Annotated in this window: 2 rRNA genes; both read right to left on the bottom strand. The window is 55.0% G+C overall.

The features are described from left to right. Positions 1-24: 24 nt before the first annotated feature. Positions 25-139, bottom strand: a 5S ribosomal RNA gene (rrf, locus tag PWM43_RS15145). Between the two features lie 108 nt (positions 140-247). Next, positions 248-2,984 (bottom strand): 23S ribosomal RNA (locus PWM43_RS15140). Between the last annotated feature and the right edge of the window lie 29 nt (positions 2,985-3,013).

Here is a 3,013-nt window from a genome sequence, read left to right as displayed (position 1 = left end):
TTGGTTTTCAGGGTGGATCAGGGGACCTGGCGGCGACCTACTTTTCCGTGCCTTGAGACACAGTATCATGGGCGCTGGGGGTTTTGACGTCCGAGTTCGGTATGGGATCGGGTAGGAACTCCCCGCCATAGCCACCAGGTCTTCTGATCCACCCTTTTTGAGAGTGTGGTGAGGTTGGTGTTTTTTATGTGATGTTGCGTGGATGACTGCTGTGCATATGTGTGCCTGGCTTTATGGGCCTGGCGTTGATGTGAGCGATATGGGCGATTAGGACCGGTTAGCTGAACGCGTTACCGCGCTTACACACCCGGCCTATTGACGTGATGGTCTTTCACGGCCCTGTGAGACCTCGTTTTGAGGTGGGTTTCCCGCTTAGATGCTTTCAGCGGTTATCCCGTCCATACTTAGCTACCCGGCTGTGCCGCTGGCGCGACAACCGGTGCACCAGAGGTATGTTCATCCCGGTCCTCTCGTACTAGGGACAAATCCTCTCAAGTCTCATACACCCACGGCAGATAGGGACCGAACTGTCTCACGACGTTCTAAACCCAGCTCACGTACCACTTTAATCGGCGAACAGCCGAACCCTTGGGACCTGCTCCAGCCCCAGGATGTGATGAGCCGACATCGAGGTGCCAAACCTCCCCGTCGATGTGGACTCTTGGGGGAGATCAGCCTGTTATCCCTAGAGTACCTTTTATCCGTTGAGCGATGGCCCGTCCACGTGGGACCACCGGATCACTATGGCCGACTTTCGTCTCTGCTCGAACTGTCATTCTCGCAGTCAGGCGGGCTTATGCCATTGCACTCAACAGTCGATGTCCGACCGACCTGAGCCCACCATCGCGCGCCTCCGTTACACTTTGGGAGGCGACCGCCCCAGTCAAACTGCCCACCATGCAGGGTCCCGGACCAGGCTTACTGGTCTCGGTTAGACATCAGAAAAATTCAGGGTGGTATTTCAAGGACGGCTCCACACAGACTGGCGCCCATGCTTCAAAGCCTCCCACCTATCCTACACAAAATCTTCCTGATGCCACTGCAAAGCTGCAGTAAAGGTTCATAGGGTCTTTCCGTCTGACCGCGGGTACCCCGCATCTTCACGGGGAATTCAATTTCGCTGAGCCGATGCTGGAGACAGTGGGGAAGTCGTTACGCCATTCGTGCAGGTCGGAACTTACCCGACAAGGAATTTCGCTACCTTAGGACCGTTATAGTTACGGCCGCCGTTTACCGGGGCTTCAATTCAATGCTCTCACATCTCCTTTTAACCTTCCGGCACCGGGCAGGCGTCAGGCCGTATACGTCGTCTCTCGACTTCGCACAGCCCTGTGTTTTTACTAAACAGTCGCTACCCCCTGGTCTGTGCCACCCGCCCATGGTTGCCCACAAACGGGTCTCGTTTATCCCGAAGTTACACGAGCAATTTGCCTAGTTCCTTCAGCATCGTTCTCTCAAGCGCCTTGGTATTCTCTACCAGTCCACCTGTGTCGGTTTCGGGTACGGTCTATATGCCAGAGCTATTTCCCGGAATGCTCCAAAAGCCTGCTCAATCCAATAAGAACAGACAACATATTGCATTCGTCACTTCTGGCAGGCCCAGTAATATTCAACTGGTTCCCATCGACTACGGCTTTCGCCCTCGCCTTAGGGGCCGGCTCACCCTGCGTGGATTAACCTTGCGCAGGAACCCTTGGACTTTCGGCGACAGTGTTTCTCGCACTGTTTGTCGCTACTCATGTCAGCATTCGCACTTCCGATATCTCCAGAGAGGGTCACCCCGTCTCCTTCGCAGACCTACGGAACGCTCCGCTACCGCGCATTCATAAGAATGCACCCACAGCTTCGGCACGTGGCTTGAGCCCCGTTACATTTTCGGCGCAGGGTTTCTAATAGACCAGTGAGCTATTACGCTTTCTTTAAAGGATGGCTGCTTCTAAGCCAACCTCCTGGTTGTTTTGGAATCCCCACATCCTTTCCCACTTAGCCACGATTTGGGGGCCTTAGCTGGTGGTCTGGGCTGTTTCCCTCTCGACAATGGACCTTAGCACCCACTGTCTGTCTGCCTGGCTCATACTCCTCGGTATTCGGAGTTTGGTTAGGTTTGGTAAGGCTTTGGGCCCCCCTAGCCCATCCAGTGCTCTACCCCCGAGGGCAATACCAGACGATCTACCTCAATAGATTTCGCGGAGAACCAGCTATCTCCGAGTTTGATTGGCCTTTCACCCCTAGCCACAGCTCATCCCCGACTTTTTCAACAGGCGTGGGTTCGGCCCTCCAGTGCGTGTTACCGCACCTTCAGCCTGGCCATGGCTAGATCACTCGGTTTCGGGTCTTCTGCCAGCAACTCAATCGCCCTATTCAGACTCGCTTTCGCTACGCCTACACCTATCGGCTTAAGCTCGCTGCAAACAGAAACTCGCTGACCCATTATACAAAAGGTACGCCGTCACCCCATAAGAGGCTCCGACTGCTTGTAGGCATCCGGTTTCAGGTCTCTTTCACTCCCCTCATCGGGGTGCTTTTCACCTTTCCCTCACGGTACTTGTTCGCTATCGGTCACCAGGGAGTATTTAGGCTTGGAGGGTGGTCCCCCCATGTTCAGACAGGGTTTCACGTGCCCCGCCCTACTCAAATCCTCATCAAGACACTACGCATACGGGGCTATCACCCACTATCGCCGGACTTTCCAGACCGTTCCGCTTCTTCCTGACAAGGCATTGGCCTGTTCCGCGTTCGCTCGCCACTACTAGCGGAATCTCTGTTGATGTCTTTTCCTCCAGGTACTGAGATGTTTCAGTTCCCCGGGTTCGCCTCATACACCTATGTATTCAGTGCATGATCCTCTTGCGAGGGGGTTGCCCCATTCGGATATCCACGGATCAAAGCCTGCTCGCGGCTCCCCATGGCTTTTCGCAGCGTGCCACGTCCTTCATCGCCTCCTGGTGCCAAGGCATCCACCGAATGCCCTTATCATGCTCACACACCACACATGCACAGCAGCCATCCACGC

The sequence above is a fragment of the Brytella acorum genome, from assembly GCF_029309905.1.
Classification (GTDB): Bacteria; Pseudomonadota; Alphaproteobacteria; order Acetobacterales; family Acetobacteraceae; genus Brytella; species Brytella acorum.
This window is presented reverse-complemented; position numbering and strand designations above follow the sequence as displayed.